Source organism: Clostridium thermopalmarium DSM 5974 (assembly GCF_002995795.1).
Classification (GTDB): Bacteria; Bacillota; Clostridia; order Clostridiales; family Clostridiaceae; genus Clostridium_H; species Clostridium_H thermopalmarium.
In genome coordinates this window covers 21,282-40,109 of record NZ_PVXN01000033.1, presented here as the reverse complement: position 1 = coordinate 40,109, position 18,828 = coordinate 21,282, and the positions used below count along the sequence as shown (strand labels likewise).

16 protein-coding genes and 1 other annotated feature are annotated in these 18,828 nt (G+C 32.4%); of the genes, 15 read left to right on the top strand and 1 reads right to left on the bottom strand.

All coding sequences use genetic code 11. From position 1 onward, the window contains the following. Nucleotides 1–208 precede the first annotated feature (208 nt). The 13 genes from CPAL_RS07280 to CPAL_RS07220 all read left to right on the top strand — a co-directional run bounded on the left by CPAL_RS07280 (nt 209) and on the right by CPAL_RS07220 (nt 16,971). Entirely contained in the window at nt 209–1,213 is a 1,005-nt protein-coding gene (locus CPAL_RS07280; protein WP_061857703.1) for a LacI family DNA-binding transcriptional regulator, read from the top strand. 137 nt (nt 1,214–1,350) lie between these two features. Continuing rightward, nucleotides 1,351–4,515 (top strand): AAA domain-containing protein, encoded by a 3,165-nt coding sequence (locus CPAL_RS07275; RefSeq protein ID WP_061857702.1) that lies wholly within the window; start codon nt 1,351–1,353, stop codon nt 4,513–4,515. Between the two features lie 29 nt (nt 4,516–4,544). Beyond that, a complete protein-coding gene (locus CPAL_RS07270) occupies nt 4,545–5,162 on the top strand; it encodes a DUF488 domain-containing protein (protein ID WP_061857701.1) in 618 nt (205 codons plus the stop codon). Between the two features lie 87 nt (nt 5,163–5,249). Then, nucleotides 5,250–5,448 (top strand) — a binding site (T-box leader). A gap of 103 nt (nt 5,449–5,551) precedes the next feature. Continuing rightward, on the top strand, nt 5,552–6,982 hold the full coding sequence (locus CPAL_RS07265; RefSeq protein WP_106024343.1) for a carbon starvation CstA family protein: 1,431 nt from the start codon (nt 5,552–5,554) through the stop codon (nt 6,980–6,982). Nucleotides 6,983–7,186: 204 nt separating this feature from the next. Beyond that, a complete protein-coding gene (locus CPAL_RS07260; RefSeq protein ID WP_061857699.1) occupies nt 7,187–8,125 on the top strand; it encodes an acyl-CoA dehydratase activase-related protein in 939 nt (312 codons plus the stop codon). Further along, nucleotides 8,079–9,176, top strand: coding sequence for an acyl-CoA dehydratase activase-related protein (locus CPAL_RS07255; RefSeq protein WP_061857698.1), 1,098 nt, complete (start codon nt 8,079–8,081; stop codon nt 9,174–9,176). Before CPAL_RS07260 ends, CPAL_RS07255 begins: the two co-directional genes overlap by 47 nt. Next, a complete protein-coding gene (locus tag CPAL_RS07250) occupies nt 9,157–10,113 on the top strand; it encodes an acyl-CoA dehydratase activase (RefSeq protein WP_061857697.1) in 957 nt (318 codons plus the stop codon). The genes CPAL_RS07255 and CPAL_RS07250 overlap by 20 nt, the downstream gene beginning before the upstream one ends. A gap of 78 nt (nt 10,114–10,191) precedes the next feature. Continuing rightward, nucleotides 10,192–10,824: a GntR family transcriptional regulator gene (locus tag CPAL_RS07245; RefSeq protein WP_061857696.1), complete on the top strand. Its 633-nt coding sequence runs from the start codon at nt 10,192–10,194 to the stop codon at nt 10,822–10,824. Between the two features lie 211 nt (nt 10,825–11,035). Beyond that, nucleotides 11,036–12,220, top strand: a complete 1,185-nt coding sequence (locus CPAL_RS07240; protein ID WP_106024342.1) for a quaternary amine ABC transporter ATP-binding protein — start codon at nt 11,036–11,038, stop codon at nt 12,218–12,220. 1 nt (nt 12,221) lies between these two features. Next, on the top strand, nt 12,222–13,058 hold the full coding sequence (locus CPAL_RS07235; protein WP_061857694.1) for an ABC transporter permease: 837 nt from the start codon (nt 12,222–12,224) through the stop codon (nt 13,056–13,058). Continuing rightward, a complete protein-coding gene (locus CPAL_RS07230; protein WP_061857693.1) occupies nt 13,058–13,972 on the top strand; it encodes a glycine betaine ABC transporter substrate-binding protein in 915 nt (304 codons plus the stop codon). The genes CPAL_RS07235 and CPAL_RS07230 overlap by 1 nt, the downstream gene beginning before the upstream one ends. Nucleotides 13,973–14,239: 267 nt before the next feature. Beyond that, nucleotides 14,240–15,376 carry an ABC transporter ATP-binding protein gene (locus tag CPAL_RS07225; RefSeq protein ID WP_106024341.1) on the top strand — a complete coding sequence of 379 codons (1,137 nt, stop codon included), beginning with the start codon at nt 14,240–14,242 and terminating at the stop codon, nt 15,374–15,376. Next, nucleotides 15,376–16,971 (top strand): ABC transporter permease/substrate-binding protein, encoded by a 1,596-nt coding sequence (locus tag CPAL_RS07220; protein ID WP_061857691.1) that lies wholly within the window; start codon nt 15,376–15,378, stop codon nt 16,969–16,971. The genes CPAL_RS07225 and CPAL_RS07220 overlap by 1 nt, the downstream gene beginning before the upstream one ends. Before the next feature lie 44 nt (nt 16,972–17,015). Here the strand turns inward: CPAL_RS07220 and CPAL_RS07215 are convergent, their stop codons facing one another. Then, a complete protein-coding gene (locus tag CPAL_RS07215; protein WP_082787823.1) occupies nt 17,016–17,279 on the bottom strand; it encodes a hypothetical protein in 264 nt (87 codons plus the stop codon). A gap of 283 nt (nt 17,280–17,562) precedes the next feature. On the opposite strand from CPAL_RS07215, the gene CPAL_RS13880 reads away from it, so the two are divergent. Both CPAL_RS13880 and aroF read left to right on the top strand, forming a co-directional pair. After that, a complete protein-coding gene (locus CPAL_RS13880; RefSeq protein ID WP_165815385.1) occupies nt 17,563–17,700 on the top strand; it encodes a hypothetical protein in 138 nt (45 codons plus the stop codon). 111 nt (nt 17,701–17,811) lie between these two features. Next, nucleotides 17,812–18,825, top strand: a complete 1,014-nt coding sequence (aroF, locus tag CPAL_RS07210) for a 3-deoxy-7-phosphoheptulonate synthase (RefSeq protein WP_061857690.1) — start codon at nt 17,812–17,814, stop codon at nt 18,823–18,825. Nucleotides 18,826–18,828: the final 3 nt, after the last annotated feature.

Sequence of the window (18,828 nt, the reverse complement as noted above, 5' to 3'; positions counted from 1 at the left end):
AGGGGGAAGGTGTATCTATATACATGGCCTACGGCCTTTTTCCCTTCCAAAATTTCAATAAAATAGAAAAAATCTAATTTCCTATAAAGAAAAAAGCTTTACTGGAAATTAGATGCGAAATCTCTGAGAAATAATTATATAACTTGTATTTTAAATAATTTCTATTGTATAATAGATAGTAAAATATAATAAAGTAGGAGTTGGTAGAATGGCAGCTTCAATAAAGGATGTAGCTAAAGAAGCAAACGTATCCATTGCCACAGTATCGAGAGTTTTAAATAATATAGATGTAGTTAATGAGGAGACTAAGAAAAAAGTTTTAGAAGCTATAAAAAAGTTAGACTATAGACCAAATATAGTGGCAAGAAGTTTAAAAACGCAGAAAACCAAAACAATAGGTATAATAATACCGGATATTTCAAATTCTATGTATCCTGAGATAGTTAGAGGAGCAGAGGATGTATCCAATATTTATGAATATAATATAATACTTTGCAATACAGATTTAGATCCTGAAAAGGAGTTGGAGTATTTTAGGGTTCTAGGAGAAAAGATGGTAGATGGAGTTATATATATAAGTAACTCTTTAGAATCTACAGTAATGAAGACTATAAAAGACAGTAATATGCCAATAGTATTGATTGAAACTAATGGAAGAGAGACTGAATATCCAAGTGTAATAATAGATAATAAACAGGCTGCCATAGATGCAGTAAATTATTTGATTGAAAAGGGAAATAAAAAGATAGCATATATAGGAACAGATGTGGATGCTGTAAATGCTAGTGCTATAAGATATTATGGATATAAAGATGCTCTTGAGAAAAATAATATTTCTTATAATGAAGATATAGTATACTTTTGCAAGTATTCATTAAAAGCGGAAGATGGATATAAGGCAATGAATTCTATATTAAGTAAGACTAAGGATATAGATGCGCTATTTTGTGCAAATGATGACCTTGCCATGGGAGCAATAAATTCCCTAAGAGATAATGGCATAAAGGTTCCAGAAGATGTTGATGTTATTGGATTTAATGATACTTATGGTGCAGAATTTTTCTATCCAAGGCTTACAACAATAGCTCAACCACTATATGATATGGGCTCTGTAGCTACTAGAATGCTCATAAAGAAAATAAATAATCAACCTATTGATAAAAAATTATTTATTTTACCATATAAATTAGTTGAAAGAGATTCTTGTAAGTAGATAAAAATGTATGTCGAAAAGGCATACATTTTTTTTCTACCCATTTATGGAATTATATGGTATAATCATAGGTGTTTAAGGTAAAAAATGTAAAAAATAAAATCAAATGTAAACTGCTAACGTAGGGAGGTGTGCCTATGGATACTGAAGAAAAGCTACTTAAGCTAGTTTCCTATCTTACGAGTGTACGAAAACTTACTCAAAAAAATGAAAAAATTTGGAGCCAAGAGCTTAAAAGAATTTCAAATAAAATGAGTACAGGAGGGTATATTCCTTCATCAATACAAGCTTTAGTTGACGAGAGTTATGTAGATAAAGATATGACGAATGTAGAAGAATGGGAAAATACAGCGCAGAACATATTATATCCTCTTGAACATAATGATGAACAAAAAGAAATTGCAAGAAAATTAGCAGAAGGCTTTGGAGTTGTAGTAGAAGGGCCCACAGGAACGGGAAAAACACATTCTATAATAAATTTAATTTGTCATCTGCTAGCTCATAATAAAAGGATTTTGGTCACAAGTGAAAGAGCTAAGCCTCTTAGAATATTGCTTGACAGAATACCAAAAGAAATAAGACCTTTATGTGCAAGTGTAATTCAAGGTGATACAGATTGTATAAAGGATCTTGATACTTCAATAGATAAGGTAACAGAAAGATTAGATACTGATTTAGAAAACTTAGATAAGGATATAAAAAACACTGTAAGAAGTTTAATGGAATGTAAAAGCAAACATCAGTTGTTAAATCAGGATTTAGAACAAGCAATGGCTATTTGGGATAAAGAGATACAATATTGCGGCAAGAAGTATAAATTATTAGGTGTAAAGGTTTGGCTTGAAGAAAATGAAAGTCAATACTCCTGGATAGAAGATAATATAAATTATAATGAAAAACCACTTTTAACAGATGCTAAGTTTTCCAGATTAGTTTATCTTATAAGCACTATAAGCAAAGAAGAGATATATCAATTTAATGAGATGGGACCTATTCTTTATAATATACCTCCTTGCGATGAATTAGTTGCTAAAATTCAAAGAATAATGGATATACGAAGAAATTATATAGGTTATAAGAAAGCTGTAAAAAACTGGTGTATATCTTATAATTCTGACTACGATTATGATTACATTATTAGGTTGTTAGAAAGTACACAGAGATTTTTAGAAGATATAAAAGACAGTTGGATTCAAAATATTTTAGAATGTACAAAAAAAGGTGAAACAGTTAAGACGGTTCTTCAGCAAACAATATTAAAAACTAATTATTATATAAAGAAAATAGGAAGTATTGCAAAAGAAATAAGTGGTCATAGTGTTGAAATTCCTAAAGATATGGATGTTAATGTATTAGTTGATGAATTTAATGTTATATATAATCAATATGAACAAAAAGGTAGAGTAGGAAAGTTATTTAAGCTTTTCCACAGTCAATGTCAAGATATTTTGAACAAGTGCCGAGTGGACGGAAAGAAAATAGAGTCTAAGGAGCAGGCTAAGATAGCTAAATTATATATAGAGCAGCGTTCTGTTGAAGAGAGCATGAAAAATCTATGGAATAATTCAATGTCTGAGTATGGAGCTGAACAAATAGAGGATATAAATTTGAATGTTTTAACAAACTTAGAAGATGATATAAATAAAATAGATGTGATTATAAATTGGGATAAGAAGATTAAAGAAAAAATAGTGAATTTAATGGGCAAAATTGTATTTTTGGATGAAGTGGATTGGTATAACATAGATACTTACTTCAAGTTACAATATGGGGTTTTAAGTATAAGGTATATAAGCGAATATGAGAATTTAAAGAGCTATATAGGAAATATTGAAAAACTTATTTCAAATGTAAAAGGCTTTGAAGAAATAGTAAAGGCTCTTCGCAATATGGATACTTTGTTATTAAGACAATCCTATAAGAAAATTCATAGGCTTAAGGAAATAGCGCCAAACATTAGAGAGCTAGAGTATTTATTAGAGAAAGTAAATAAAAGATGCCCAAAATTAGTACAAAGACTATTGAATGAAGAAGATAGATTAAATATGCTCACAAAATATAAAAATTTCAGCATAGCTTGGTCCTGGAGGCAGCTTTCCAATCTTTTAGAAGAGGAACTTAAAAAGTTCCAAGTTGAAAATATTAAAAAGAATATAAACTTAGAAAAGAAGAAAGAAGCTTGTTTAGTAAAAGGTTTAGTAGAGAAAAAAGCATGGTTTAATACCTTAAGTAAAATAGGAGAAAGCGAAAAAAGAAGTTTGTATGCTTGGAAAGAAGCTGTAAGAAGGATTGAGACTTCTTCTGGAAAAGCTAAAAGTAATTATATAAAGCTAGCTAAAAAGGAAATAGACAATTTTAAAAATTTCATGTCTGTATGGATTATGCCTATTAATAAGGTTATAGAAAATTTCGATCTATCCCAAGAACCATTTGATGTAGTAATAATAGAAGATGGCAATGAAAGCAATATTTTTGCTATATCAGCATTGATTAGAGCCAAAAAGGCAGTAATAGTTGGAGATAATAGACAAATCAATCGTGAAACCTCAGAAAATATCAGAAAAGAAGTTCAGCAGCTTATAGATAAATATTTGCATGGAATACCTCATTCAGAGTGGTTTGATATATGGACAAGCATTCACAGTACAGCATTTAGAGTGTTCCCATCAAGAGTTGTATTAAGAGAAAATTTTAGATCTTTACCAGAGATAATAGGATTTAGTAATAAGGTGTATTACTCAGATCAAATCTTATCCCCAATAAACTTCTTTAAAAATGAATTTCTAGGAGGTGCAGTTAAGACAGTAAAGGTTGAAGGGGAAAGGGATAAGATAAAAAATATAAATATAAAAGAGGCTGAAAGCCTGGTAGATAAAATAGAAGAATGCTGTAAAAATCCAAAATATGATGGAATGACTATGGGAGTAATTTCTCTTTTAGGAGATGCTCAAAGTGAGGTAATAAGGAAATTAATAGAGCAGAGAATCAGTGAAAAGGAAATTATAAGTAGAAAAATTATTTGCGGCAGTCCTTATTTATTTCAAGGAGATGAAAGAGATGTAATTTTTTTATCTATGGTTATTGCTAACAATGTTAAATTTGCAGCTTTAACTAAGGAAGGGGATGTAAGAAGGTTTAGTTTAGCAGCAAGCAGAGCAAGAAAGCAAATGTGGCTATTCCATTCTGTAGATCTGGAGGATTTAAAGCAGGATTGTGTAAGAGCAAAACTATTAAAATACTGTATAAAGTTTAATCAAAAAGAGAATAAGCTAATAAAGAATAACGTATACAGAATTGCGTAAAAATATGTTCATAAATGGGGGATATACAAATGACATGCTATACTATTGGACATTCAACAAGAAAGTTAGAAGATTTTATAGAAATAATAAGAAGTTATGGAATTGATTGTGTAATGGATGTTAGAAGTAATCCTTACAGTAATAATAATTATACAAGAGCTTTTGATAGAGAGATATTAGAAAAAGCTATAAAGCAATCAGGTATTAACTATATGTATATGGGAGAAGAATTAGGTAATAGAAGGAAAAGGTCAAATTTCGATAATATAATAAAGGAAGATATGTTTAAGAAAGGTATACGTAAAATAGTAGAAGGAATTAGGCGAGGACATAATATTGTGCTTATGTGTTCAGAGAGAAATCCATTTAACTGTCATAGAAGCATTCTTTTAGGATATGCTTTAAAGAGTAATGGAGTTAAGGTAGAGCATATAATTGATGAGAGTAAATCAAAGACACAAGAGAGGATAGAAGAAGAAATCTTTGTAACCTATGAACCGAATTTAAAGGAAGATATAATTTATTTAACTCTTCAAGAAGTGCTAGATAATGATGATTACGATAATATATCTGAAAAGGAAGTGAAAAGGAAGGTTATAGAAGAGGGATACCGAAGGAAGTGGAAAGAACTTAAAAACATAGTTTAGAAAAAATAATAGTAAACATTTACAGATTTGATTAAAAGAGTTGACAGAGGGTTTTAAAAATAATATAATTTTCTCAAAATTAAAAAATTCAAAGCGATGATAGGAAAGAGTAAGCAAAGATATGTCTTACAGAGAATGGAGTTAGGTGAGAGTCCATAGACTAAGGTTGCTGAAAATCATCCTTGAGCTGTAGGCTGAAATTTCAGTAAGCTGAGCCGGTTTGTGCCGTTAGATAAAATGAGTGATAAATTTGGGTGGTACCGCGGACCTACTTTCCGCCCCTTTTGGGGCAGAAGTAGGTTTTTTGTAGTTATTTTTATAATAAGTCCGGAATTATTATAAAAATAACTGCAGCATAAATAATTTTATATATAAAAAGGGGGCATTTTATGTATACTTTTATTATTGGGCTATTACTTCTTTTATCAGGCTTTTTATTTTACTCTAAGTATGTTGAAAAACAATTTGGGGCAGATTTTTCTAAAGAAACTCCAGCATATTCAATGCAGGATGGAGTCGATTATATTCCTATGCCCACGTGGAAGGTTTTTTTAATCCAACTTTTAAATATTGCTGGTTTAGGACCTATATTTGGCGCATTACAAGGGGCATTGTTTGGACCAGTGGCATTTCTATGGGTAATAGCAGGTTGTGTTTTAGGAGGAGCTGTTCATGATTATTTATCAGGTATGATTTCATTAAGACATGATGGGGCAAGTCTTTCAGAAATACATGGAATGTATCTTGGAAAAAAAGTTCAAAGTATAATGAGAGTTATAACAGTTTTCTTTTGCATCATTGTAGGAGTTGTATTTGTTACAGGCCCAGCAGACTTATTAGCACAGTTAACTCCAGAACATTTAGATAGAAACTTTTGGATAGCAGTTATATTTATCTATTATTTCTTAGCAACTATTCTTCCTATTGATGTAATTATTGGGAAGATATATCCTATATTTGGCACTTGTTTGTTGATAATGGCAGCAGGTGTTGGAGGAGGAATAATTTTTAAGAGTTACCATATTCCTGAGGTAAGCTTTTCTAATCTACATCCTAGCAACACACCTATGTGGCCTATGATGTTTGTTACTATTGCTTGTGGTGCTATATCTGGATTTCACGCTACTCAATCACCTATGATGGCAAGATGTCTTAAATCCGAAAAGTATGCTAGACATTCGTTTTACGGGGCTATGATTGTAGAAGGGGTTATTGCCCTTATCTGGATAGCAGCAGGACTTGCATTCTATAATGGAGTTCCTGGACTTGGCAAGGTAGTACTTGGCAAGTCTGGTGCTTCTGGAGCAGTATTTGAAATAACCAGAACACTGTTAGGTCCAGTTGGAAGTGTACTTGCAATACTTGGAGTTGTAGCATGTCCAATAACTACAGGAGATACTGCTTTTAGAAGTGCGAGACTTGCATTAGGGGATATAATTCATTTCCCACAGGATAAGATTAAAAATAGATTAATACTTGCTGTACCAATGTTTGTTATATCTGTATTCTTAACTTTTGTTCAATTCCCTATTCTTTGGAGATATATGGGATGGTTAACTCAAGCATTTGCAATGGTAACTCTTTGGGCATGTTCTGTATATTTAGTTAAATCAAATAAGAATCATTGGATATCAACTATTCCGGCTATATTTATGACAGCTGTATGTATAAGCTATATAATGCAGGCGCCGGAAGGATTTAGAATCAATGGATTAGTGTCAAATGTAGTAGGATTATTAGCTGCGGCTATAACATTTGGAGTATTTTTATATAGAACAAAGCGCAGAGATACGCAAGCAGTACCAGCTTATGATAAATAAGAAATAAGTAAAATAGTTATAATAAAAAACCTTAGCAGGGATACCTGTTAAGGTTTTTATATTTTATCTAATAAGGGAATATTTATATGCAAAATTTAAAAAGCACATGAATTTTACTAATATACTATTTTTGTGAATAAATTAGAACATTTTGTTCAATAATAGGAAAATGTAGGTTCATATCTGTAAAAAGGGAGGAAAAATATGAAAGTAGGGATTCCAAAAGGATTACTGTACTACAAGTATTATCCTTTTATTCATACATTTTTAGAGGAAATAGGAGCAGAGATTATTGTTTCTGAAGACACAAATAAAAGGATATTAGATAAAGGGGTAAAATACGCTGTAGATGAAGTATGTCTTCCAATGAAAATTTTTCACGGTCATGTGGATAATATAAAAGATAAATGCGATTTGATAATCGTACCTAGAATCATGTGCATTAGAGATAGGGAATATATATGTCCAAAGTTCTGTGGACTTCCTGAGATGATAAAAAACAGCATTCCAGATATGCCTGATATTACAGAGTTACCATTGTATATAAATTCAGAAAAAAGTCTTCATAGTTGGTGCAAAAAATTAGGTCTTATGATATGTAGAAATATATATGCAGTAGATACAGCATATATAAAAGCCTTAGCGGTACAAGGAAATTTTAAGCAAGGGTTAAATGAAGATGGTTATGATATAAAATTGGCATTGCTTGGGCATCCATATAATGTATATGATAATTTTATAAATATGAACTTAATAGAAAAGCTTCATAAATTTGGAGCTGGAGTTATTACAGAAGAATTTGTTTCAGAAGTAGAAATAGATAGGGAAGTAAATAAGCTTTTTAAAAGGCCTTTCTGGAGTTTTGCTAGAAATTCATATGGAGCTGCAGCAACTCTTTTTTCAAAGAAGAAAGTAGATGGGATTATATACATATCTTCTTTTGCCTGTGGTATAGATTCCGTAGTAATAGAGCTTATAAAGAATAGAATTGGGGATTTTCCTTTTCTTGTTTTAAAGGTAGATGAGCAGACAGGGGAGGCTGGATTTAATACAAGAATAGAGGCGTTTATAGATATGATAGAAAGGGGGAAGATGGTTGAAGGTAACATTTCCACATATGGGGAACGTATATATTGCAGTTAAGGTACTCTTTGATGGTTTAGGAATAGACTATGTTATTCCACCAATAAACAATAAAACAGCTCTTGAGATTGGGGTAACCTACGCTCCAGAAGAGATGTGTCTTCCTTACAAAATAATGATGGGGAATTATATTCAGAGCGTTGAGCAGGGAGCTGATACTATACTTTTAGTAGGAAGCTGTGGACCTTGTAGGTTTGGGGAATATTGTGAACTTCAAATGAAAGCTTTAGAAAATTTGGGATATAATTTGAAGTTTATAGTCATGGATTATCCTAAGGATATAGGAAAAAAGGAGCTATTAAAAAGAATAGAATATTTAGTATCAGAAAGTCCTAAGAGCAATAGAGAGAAGATTATAGCAGCTTTAAGGGCATTAAAGGCAATAAATTTAATAGATAAAATTGAAGAAAAGGCTCACTATTTAGCGGGATATGAAGTGAATAAAGGAGATTGTAAAAGAATTCTAAATCAATGTAAGAGAGATGTAGTTAAGACTAATGATCCAAGCGAAGCAATAAAAATCTTAGAAAGCTATAAGAATGCCATAGAAAATATTCCTATTGATAAAAATAAGAACCCTCTTAAGGTGGCTATAATTGGAGAAATATATACAGTTATAGATCCATTTCCTAACCTTAATATAGAAGATAAACTTATGGATTATGGTGTGTGCAGCAAAAGAAAGCTTACTCCTAGCTGGTGGGTTAAGGATGCAGCTTTGAAAATATTGAAATTGAACTCTCTTGATCTTAGGAGAGCATCAAAAGAGTATTTACCATATTACATAGGTGGGCATGCAAGAGAATGTATAGGAGAGGCTATGATGGCTCAAAAAGATAAGTTTGATGGAGCTATTCAAATATTCCCTATGGGATGTATGCCGGAGATTATAACTAAAGCTATACTTCCATCAATATCAAGAGATAAGGATTTTCCTATAATGAGTTTAGTAGTTGATGAAATGACTGGAGAGGGAGGATATGTTACTAGAATTGAAGCATTTTTAGATTTAATTGAGAGGAGGCATAAAAATGTATCATATGGGTGTTGATGTAGGTTCCGTTAGCACGGATTTTGTACTTTTAGATAAGGACATGAATGTGGTAGAAAAGATATATTTGAGAACAAAGGGAAGGCCAATACAAGCAGTACAAAAGGGATTAAAAATGCTGCAAGAGAAGTATAGCAGTGACGAAATTGTTTCTGTTGGTACAACAGGAAGCGGAAGACATATAGCAGCTGCCCTTATTGGAGGAGATGCTGTAAAAAATGAGATTACTACTCATGCTATTGCTGCTCTTCATTTGGATAAAGAGGTTCGTACTATTATAGAAATAGGAGGGCAAGATTCAAAGATAATTACTCTAAAAGGAGGAGTTGTCACGGATTTTGCTATGAATACGGTGTGTGCAGCAGGAACAGGCTCCTTTTTAGATAGGCAGGCGGAAAGATTAGAAATACCAATAGAAAAGTTTGGTGACTATGCTCTAATGTCTAATGTTCCTGTTAGAATAGCAGGTAGATGTGCTGTGTTTGCAGAATCTGACATGATACATAAGCAGCAACTGGGATATAATGAAGCAGATATAATAAGAGGACTTTGCGAAGCTATGGTAAGAAATTATCTTAACAATGTGGCCAAGGGAAAAGATATTCAGCAAAAGGTATTTTTTCAAGGTGGAGTTGCTGCAAATAAAGGTATAAAAAAGGCTTTTGAAGATGCTTTAGGATTTAAAGTTTATGTACCAGAGCACCATGATGTTATGGGAGCAATAGGTGCTGCAATTATAGGTGCAGAATCGGTTCAGAAGAAGAAAATTACTAATTTTAAAGGGCTGGAAGTTGGAGATGCAAGGTTTGTATCTAATAGTTTTGAATGCAGTGGCTGTCCAAATAGGTGTGAAGTTGTAAATATAAAAAACTCTACAGAAGTAGTTGGATGCTTTGGAGATAGATGCGGTAAGTGGAGTGAAAAAATGATTGTATAATTATTTCCCCATGTAATAAGTTTGTGCTATAATCTAACTTGCAAATAGGATTATAATAGAGTTTTGGAGGGTTACAGCATGGGTGAGCGTATTGAAATGCCCAGATATATTAAAATATCAGTAGATGTGGCAGCTAGAATTTATAAAGGAGAACTAGTAGAAGGAGAAAAGCTGAGAGGACGTTCAGTTCTTGCAGGAGAATATAATGTTTCCCCAGAGACTATAAGGAAGTCTATGAAGCTTTTAGAAGATAAGGGAGTTGTGGAAGTAAATAAGGGAAGTGGAATAATAATAAAATCTTCTGAAAAAGCTTATCAGTTTGTTGAAAGTTTCAAAGAAAAAGAAAGCATAGGAATGCTGAAAAGCACAATGAAAAAGCTTCTCGAAGATAGAAAAAGGATAGAAAAACAGATACAGGATGTAAATGAAAAAATTATAGATTACTCATATAGATTTAGAAATACAGATTTTGTGGAACCTATAGAAATTGAAATCCCTGAGGAATCTCATATAATAGGAAAGACTATAGGAGAGAGTGAATTCTGGCACAATACAGGAGGAACTATAGTTGGAGTAAAGAGAGAAGATAAGATATTAGTGTCTCCAGGTCCATATTTAGAATTTAAAAGAGGCGATAAAATTTTAGTTGTAGGAGACGATAATTTATCTCACAGGATAAAAAAATATTTGGAAAATGAAAATATGAAATAGTTTATGATAAAAAAGTGGTGATTACATAATTGTAATAAACCACTTTTTATTTATTTTAGTTACTGGATATACATTACACAAAAATTTGACAAGTAACAACTTTAATGATAGTATAAAATTGTTGTATTCATACAACTTAATAAAATTACAAAGTTGTTTGTTTATATAATGGAAATAAGCCTAGTTATTTTAATGATAAAGGAGGGTAAGTATGGCACAAATAGAAATAAAAAATTTATATAAAGTGTTTGGAAGAAACCCTAAGAAGATTATTCCGCTTTTGCAAAAAGGAATGAGTAAAGAAGAAATTCATAAGAAGACAGGACATTCTGTTGGAGTTAATAATGCAAGTTTTAAAGTAGGTGATGGAGAATTTTTTGTAGTAATGGGTCTATCGGGCAGTGGTAAATCCACTCTTATAAGATGTTTAAATCGTCTTATAGATGCTACAAGTGGTGAGATTTTGATAGATGGAGAAGATATTTTAAAAGTAAACGATGAGAGATTAAGAGAAATTAGAAGAAAAAAGATAGCTATGGTGTTCCAGAATTTTGCGCTTCTTCCTCATAGAAATATTATAAGCAATGTTGAATATGGTTTAGAGTTGCAAGGAATAGATGCTAATATTAGAAGGGAAAAAGCTGAAAAGGCTTTAGAATTGGTTGGCTTAAAGGGTTATGAACAAAGTATGCCAGACCAATTAAGTGGAGGAATGAAACAGAGAGTTGGTATTGCTAGAGCACTAGCTACGGACCCAGAAATATTGCTTATGGATGAAGCTTTTAGTGCATTAGATCCGTTAATACGTAAGGAAATGCAGGAAGAAATGCTTCAACTGCAATCTAAAATGCATAAAACAATTATATTTATAACCCATGACTTGGATGAGGCGTTAAGATTAGGAGATAGAATAGCCATAATGAAAGATGGTGTAATAGAGCAAATCGGTACGTCAGAGGATATACTGACACATCCAGCTAGTGATTATGTAAAGAAATTTGTTGAAGATGTAGATAGGACAAAGGTTATTACTGCCTCAACTATTATGGAGAAATCTAAAGCTATTAATCTTGTAAAGGACGGACCTAAAGTAGCTGTTAGAATTATGAAAGATGAGGGAATAGCAAGTATATATGTTACAGATAAGGAAAGAAAGCTAAAAGGAATAATAAACATAGAAGATGCTATAGAACTTTCAAAACAAGGAATTTCAAGTGTAGATAAAGCATTGATAAATGACTTCCCTACAACTTTACCAGATGTACCTATTGCGGAGTTATTATCAGTGGCTGCAAACACAAGATATCCAATTGCAGTTACAGATGAGGATAATACCTTACTTGGAATTATAAAAAGATCTACTATAATTGCAGGGATAGCTGGAGAGGGGGTATAGAATGATTAAATTTCATATAGGACCATATATTGAAGTTGCTATAGATTGGTTAAAAGATAATTTAGGACCTTTTTTTGATCTAATAAAGCTTATAAATGAAACACTTATCAATGGATTAGAAAATCTTCTTTTATTTATTCCTAGCATATTATTGATACTTATATTTACAGCAACTGCGTGGAAATTATCAGGAAAGAAAGTAGCTATATTTACTTTTTTAGGGCTGCTGTTTATAGATTCTATAGAACTATGGCCTCAGACTATGGGAACACTTTCCCTAATCTCTGTATCAGCACTTATTTCCTTGTTAATAGGTGTGCCTCTTGGAATTTGGGCATCAAGACATAATAAGGTAGATAAAGTTTTAAGGCCTATACTTGATTTTATGCAGACTATGCCAGCTTTTGTATATCTAATACCAGCTGTACTGTTTTTTGGAATGGGAAAAGTTCCAGGAGCTATAGCTACAATAATTTTCTCCATGCCACCTGCAGTAAGGCTTACTAACTTAGGAATTAGGCAAGTACCTGAAGATGTAATAGAAGCTTCAAAGTCATTCGGTTCAACAAAAAACCAAATGCTGTTTAAGGTGCAGTTACCTATTGCGTTGCCAACCATATTAGCGGGAATAAATCAGACAATTATGCTATCCCTTTCTATGGTTGTTATTTCAGCTATGATAGGAGCAGGTGGTCTTGGAAGAGAAGTACTGTCAGGTATTCAACAAATGGAAGTAGGAGTAGGGTTTGAAAGTGGACTTGCTGTTGTAATTTTAGCAATGATATTAGATAGAATAACTCAATCATTGGGGAAAAATAAAAGCAAGGAGGATATGTAATGAATAAGAAATTAAAAAAAATTGTTTCTTTAGCCTTTGCAGGAATGTTAGCAGTAGGTGTTTTAGCAGGATGTGGTAGCGCTAAAACTACAGGAAGTGGAAATACAAGTAATTCAACACAGGAAAAGTCAAATAAAAAAGTTAATATAGGGTATGTTAATTGGGCAGAAGGAATTGCAATGACTAACTTAGCTAAAGTAGTCTTAGAAGAAAAAATGGGTTATGAAGTGGATATGAAACAAGGAGAGGCAGGAATGGTGTTTACTTCCCTTGCTGGAGGAGACATGGATGTATTTATGGATGGATGGCTTCCTGTTACTCATAAGGATTATATGGAAAAATATAAGGAAGATTTAGAAGACCTAGGATATAACTATGAGAATGCTAGAATAGGTTTAGTAGTTCCAGCTTACATGAATATAAAAAGTATAGAAGAATTAAATGGAATTAAGGATGACCTAGAAGGAAAGATAATAGGAATAGATCCAGGTGCTGGAATAATGAAATCTACAAAAAGTGTAATAGAAGAGTATGGACTAGATTTAGAGCTGCTTGAAGGTAGTGAAGCTACAATGTTAGCTATGCTAAAAAAGGCCATAGATGATAAAAAGCCTATAGTTATAACAGGATGGAGCCCTCACTGGAAGTTCTCTCGCTGGGACTTAAAGTTTTTAGATGATCCAAAGGGAACTTATGGGAAAGCAGAAAACCTTCATACTATAGCAAGGAAAGGTTTTTCACAAGATATGCCTGAGGTTGCTGAATTTTTGAAAAACTTTAAAATGAATGATGATCAATTAGGAAGTCTTATGGCAGATATACAAGATAGTGATAAAGATCCATCAGAAGTAGCAAAAGAATGGATGCATAAAAATGAAGAATTAGTAAATAGTTGGATTCCTAAGAAAAACTAAGAAATATAAGACAAGATGGTTATGCTTTTTTATGAAGTATAGCCATCTTTTTATAAGCAAAAGGCAAGTTTTATTACATATATTTGAAAAGGTTACTTTGACAGGAAGCAACTCTAATTATATAATAAAGTTGTACTTAGCATACAACTTTATATTAAATAGAAGTTGTTTGTAGAAAATGAAAGAAACTTAGCAGTAGTATATAAATGAATTTTATAGACAAGAATATATTTTATAGATAAGAATGCCTAAAAGGAGGAGATTGTTATGATAGAACTAAGGAAGGTAAAAAAGGCATTTAAAAATGTTGAAATCTTAAAGGAAATTGATTTAACCATAAATAAAGGTGAATTGGTTGTGCTTATAGGCCCTAGTGGGTGTGGTAAGACAACAACTTTAAAAATGTTAAACAAACTTATAAAGCCTACATCAGGACAAATTATCATAAATGGAGAAGATATAAGTAAAAAGAATACTATTGAATTAAGAAGAAACATAGGATATGTAATTCAACAGACAGGATTATTTCCTCATATGACTGTAGCAGACAATATAGGATTAGTACCTTATTTAAAGGGATGGTCAGATAAGGATATACGAAAGAGAGTAGAGGAATTGCTTAACATGGTTGGTATGAATCCAGAAGAATATATTGATAGATATCCAAGTGAATTAAGTGGAGGACAGCAACAGAGAATAGGTGTTGCTAGAGCCTTTGCTATAGATCCAGATATAATACTAATGGACGAACCTTTTTCAGCTCTTGATCCTATAACTAGAAGTCAACTCCAAGATGAACTTTTCAGTCTCCAGGAAAAGCTTAAAAAGACCATAGTATTTGTTACTCACGATATGGATGAAGCCTTAAAATTAGGAGATAAAATATGTATAATGAAGGATGGGATGATACTTCAATACGATACTCCAGAAAATATACTTAGAAATCCTGCAAATGAGTTTGTTGAAGAGTTTGTGGGCAGAAATAGAATATGGAGCCAGCCAGAATTTATAAAGGCTAAAGACATAGTAATAAAGAATCCTGTAAAAGCAATAGGAAGTAGAACCCTTCTTCAAGCAACGGAGATAATGAATGAAAGAAATGTAGACAGTATTTTGGTAGTAAATGAAAATGGTAAATTAGAAGGGATTGTTACTTTAAAAGATATAAGAAAGCATAGACAAATCAGCAGCAATGCAAGTCTCAGAGATATTATTAAGAAGGAAGTAATCTCAGTAAATAAAGACGATTCTATAATAGATGTATTAAAGATAATGAATGAAAAAAAGATAGGTTATATACCTGTAGTAGATGAAAATAAAAAATTGAATGGGCTTATTACTAGGAGTAGCTTAATTAGTGTATTAAGCGGACAATTCTTAGATGATGAGGAGGTAGATGCATAGTGAGAAGATTTTTAACATACCTTATAGATAGAAAAGATCAAATCATTCAGCTATTGCTACAGCATATAGGACTTACTATCACTGCAGTTATCGCAGCTATACTGATAGGAGTCCCTCTAGGAATATTGATTACACGAAAGAAAAAGTTAGCTGGTCCCATAATTGGTTTAGCTAATGTAGTTCAAGCCATACCTAGTATTGCATTACTTGGATTTTTAATTCCAATACTTGGTATAGGAAGTGCTCCAGCTATAGTTATGGTGTTTTTATATTCATTGCTTCCTATAGTTAAAAATACTTATACTGGACTTAAAAACATAAATCCAGATATACTTGAAGCTGCAGATGGAATAGGACTTACAGGAAGACAAAAACTTCAAATGGTACAGATTCCACTGGCACTTCCTGTTATAATGGCAGGCATCAGAATTGCAGCTGTTACAGCCGTGGGACTTATGACTATTGCTGCTTTTATAGGAGCAGGTGGTCTTGGATACATGGTGTTTACAGGAGTTCAAAGAGTAGATAATTACATGATTTTATCAGGAGCTATACCGGCTTGTATATTAGCTCTTTTAATGGACTTTGTAGTGGGTAAGATAGAAAATTCCGTAGTTCCAGAAGGAATAAAGTTAAATAAAGAAGATAAAGGTAAGAAGATAATAAGAAGAAGTAGAAGTAGAAAAAGAGATAAGCAAAATAGAATAGTAGCTGCTGCGACATTACTTCTAGTTATCATTATAGCTATAGGAAGCATAATATACAAAGTATATAGTGGAAGTAAGGAATTTGTAGTAGGTTCTAAAAATTATACAGAACAACTTATATTAGGAAATATGTTTGCAACTTTAGTAGAAAAAAATACAGACTTAAATGTAAAAAGAACTGGATTAAATCTGGGAGGATCTAGTGTAACCTTTGAGGCTGCAAGGTCTGGAAATATAGATATGTATATTGAATATGTGGGCACTGGCCTTATGAACATTATGCAACATGAAAGTATAAGCGATCCTGAGCAGGCTTATGAAGTAGTAAAAAAGCATTTCGATAAAGAATATGGGCTTACCTGGTTAGAACCCTTAGGCTTTAATAATACCTATGTTCTTGCAGTGAGAGAAGATACGGCAAAAAAATATAATTTAAAAAAGATGTCAGACCTAAAAGGAAAAGAAAAGAACTTTGTTTTTGGACCTACTATGGAGTTTACAGATAGAGAAGATGGATATATAGGAATGCAAAAACTGTATGGCACTAAGTTTGATAAGATAAAGCCTGTTGATGGAGGGCTTAGGTATACGGCCATAATCAATAAAGAATCAGACATAATCGACGCATTCTCAACAGATGGTCTTTTAAAGGCATACAATCTTGTAACTTTAGAGGATGATAAACATTTGTTTCCACCATATCATGCAGCACCTGTAGTTAGAAAAGAAACACTTCAAAAGCACCCAGAATTAAAGGAGATTTTAAACAAGTTAGCAGGACAAATAGATGAGGCAACTATGAGAGATCTTAATTATAAGGTAGATAAACTAGGAGAAGATCCAAGAACTGTAGCTGATGAATTTCTAAAAGAAAAGGGACTTATTTAGTAAAACAACCCCTGGGGAAATTTCCCTCAGGGGTTTTGCAATTATCAGCAGAACCAATCAAAGAATGATCCACATCTATTATAAGGTTGACAACAAGAATTTAAAGGATAGCATTGGCAGCAGCACTTTTCGTGTTTATGGTGTTTATGGTGTTTATGATGTTTATGGCAACAATCATCACAACAATCACATGGATTAAAGCAGTGAGGAGTACATCCACATCTACCATAGCTGCCATAACCATGACCAAATCCGCCGCGGCCAAGTCCACCTAGGAATAGTAGTGGAAACAAAAATGAACCTAGCATATTATAGTCACCTCCATTGAGTGTAAAACTCTTTCATTATTTTCATATGAGTGACCAGTATCACTAAACTATAGATATTTATATATTTTTGTTAGGATTGTGTAGCTTGTCTAAAAATTGAAGGTATTGTGGACCTAATATAGTATATTGTAACGTGGTAAAAAGTGTTAATGTAAATTTGAGTTTTATTTTATGAGGTATTGACATAAATTCTGAGAGTGGTATAATTCTACATAATAATTAAAAATAATTAAACTAAAAAATCTTTTATGGAGGAAAAGTGATGAAAAGGCTTATTAGCAGAGGAATAGCAAGACAATATAACTTTTACTTTAGAAACTGGGGTTATTTTTTTAACGCTGGTTATTTGTCTTGTGAAAAATTTAAAATTCCCAATTCTAATGAGTCAATTTATATATGATAACTCACTTTGAATAATTCAAGAATACTAGTAGTATATAAATATAGGTATATAAAAGAGACTCATTAACGGGTCTCTTTTTTTATAAAAAATTTATAAGGGGGCTATTTTATGATTATTGTAATGAAACACAACACAACAAGAGAAAGTATTGAAAAAATTAAAGAGGATATAATTAAAAAAGGAATCGAAGTTCATGAGGTGGAAGGTGAGAAGTACCGTATACTTGGATTAGTTGGAGATACAACTATAATAGACCCAAAACAACTAGAAGCATATGAAGAAGTTGAAAAAATAGTTCATGTGCAAGAGCCATATAAAAAAGCAAATAGGCTTTTTCATCCTGAGGATTCAATAATATCTGTAGGAGGCGAGCTTATTGGCGGCAAAAAATTAGCTGTAATGGCAGGCCCTTGTTCTGTAGAGAGTGAAGAACAGATAGTGGAGCTTGCAAAACAGGTGAAAAAATCAGGGGCTAGCTTTTTAAGAGGAGGAGCTTTTAAGCCAAGGACTTCTCCGTACAGCTTCCAAGGAATGGGGTTAGAAGGACTTGAACTTTTAAAAGTAGCAAAAAAAGAAACAGGACTGCCTATAGTTACAGAGATAATGTCGCCTAAATTGATAGATAAATTTGTAGAAGATGTAGATGTAATTCAGGTAGGGGCAAGAAATATGCAAAATTTTGACCTCTTAAAAGAATTAGGAAAAACAAAAAAGCCTATACTTTTAAAAAGAGGATTGGCTGCAACTATAGAAGAGTTTTTAATGTCAGCTGAATATATAATGTCAGAGGGAAATGAGAATGTAATTTTATGTGAAAGAGGAATAAGAACTTATGAAAATTACACTAGAAACACACTAGATTTAAGTGCAGTACCAGTAATAAAAAGGCATAGTCACTTACCTATAATTGTAGATCCAAGCCATGCAGGAGGAATTTGGTGGCTTGTAGAACCACTAGCTAAGGCAGCTGTAGCGGCAGGAGCAGACGGTCTTATGATAGAGGTTCACAATAACCCAGCTAAGGCAAAAAGTGATGGGTCTCAATCACTTAAACCTGAAAAGTTTGAAGACCTTATGAAAACATTAGCTGTAATAGCAAATGCAGTTGGAAGAGAAATCTAGTAA

Excerpts from the sequence above, each read along its gene's own strand:
- CPAL_RS07275 (WP_061857702.1), top strand. The coding sequence starts at position 1,351 with ATGGATACTGAAGAAAAGCTACTTAAGCTAGTTTCCTATCTTACGAGT.
- CPAL_RS07260 (WP_061857699.1), top strand. The coding sequence starts at position 7,187 with ATGAAAGTAGGGATTCCAAAAGGATTACTGTACTACAAGTATTATCCT.
- CPAL_RS13880 (WP_165815385.1), top strand. The coding sequence starts at position 17,563 with ATGAAAAGGCTTATTAGCAGAGGAATAGCAAGACAATATAACTTTTAC.
- CPAL_RS07240 (WP_106024342.1), top strand. The coding sequence starts at position 11,036 with ATGGCACAAATAGAAATAAAAAATTTATATAAAGTGTTTGGAAGAAAC.
- CPAL_RS07265 (WP_106024343.1), top strand. The coding sequence starts at position 5,552 with ATGTATACTTTTATTATTGGGCTATTACTTCTTTTATCAGGCTTTTTA.
- CPAL_RS07245 (WP_061857696.1), top strand. The coding sequence starts at position 10,192 with ATGGGTGAGCGTATTGAAATGCCCAGATATATTAAAATATCAGTAGAT.
- CPAL_RS07280 (WP_061857703.1), top strand. The coding sequence starts at position 209 with ATGGCAGCTTCAATAAAGGATGTAGCTAAAGAAGCAAACGTATCCATT.
- CPAL_RS07270 (WP_061857701.1), top strand. The coding sequence starts at position 4,545 with ATGACATGCTATACTATTGGACATTCAACAAGAAAGTTAGAAGATTTT.
- aroF (WP_061857690.1), top strand. The coding sequence starts at position 17,812 with ATGATTATTGTAATGAAACACAACACAACAAGAGAAAGTATTGAAAAA.
- CPAL_RS07235 (WP_061857694.1), top strand. The coding sequence starts at position 12,222 with ATGATTAAATTTCATATAGGACCATATATTGAAGTTGCTATAGATTGG.
- CPAL_RS07230 (WP_061857693.1), top strand. The coding sequence starts at position 13,058 with ATGAATAAGAAATTAAAAAAAATTGTTTCTTTAGCCTTTGCAGGAATG.
- CPAL_RS07215 (WP_082787823.1), bottom strand. The coding sequence starts at position 17,279 with ATGCTAGGTTCATTTTTGTTTCCACTACTATTCCTAGGTGGACTTGGC.
- CPAL_RS07250 (WP_061857697.1), top strand. The coding sequence starts at position 9,157 with ATGTATCATATGGGTGTTGATGTAGGTTCCGTTAGCACGGATTTTGTA.
- CPAL_RS07225 (WP_106024341.1), top strand. The coding sequence starts at position 14,240 with ATGATAGAACTAAGGAAGGTAAAAAAGGCATTTAAAAATGTTGAAATC.